At 75.1% G+C, this 426-nt stretch carries 1 pseudogene; it reads left to right on the top strand.

From position 1 onward, the window contains the following. Positions 1-178: 178 nt before the first annotated feature. Positions 179-426, top strand: a pseudogene (locus KDK95_RS35140) (hypothetical protein); the annotation flags it as partial.

Genomic DNA, 426 nt, shown 5'->3' on the forward strand with positions numbered 1-426 from the left:
GGACCGCACCGCCCCCTGAGGCCAGTCCTCCGACCCGTACCGAGGCACAGAGCCCGAGCGGGCCGAGCGGGCCGGCGGGCGGCCGCGTCCGGATCACCCCTTTCAGGTGAGCCAGCCTCGGCCCGTGCGCCGTAGCGTCGAAATCTGACCTTGGTCCCCACGGAGCAGGGAGCTCACGATGACGACCATCCCGCCCGATTCGGATCCCGCCGCGCGCGCGGTCAACGCCGCCACCTCGGGCGACGCGGCCAAATCAGGCGATTCCGCAGCTGCCGGCGAGCCGGGGATCGCCGGCCGGGAAGAGCACGCGGCCGCCACCTCCAGTGAGCCCGCCACCTCGGGCGACGGCTCCGCCTCGAACGAGGCTGCCCGGGAGGAGCACACGGCCGCCCCCTCCGCCGAGCCCGCCACCTCGGGCGACAGTGC

This window comes from Actinospica acidithermotolerans, assembly GCF_018139625.1.
GTDB lineage: Bacteria > Actinomycetota > Actinomycetes > Streptomycetales > Catenulisporaceae > Actinospica > Actinospica acidithermotolerans.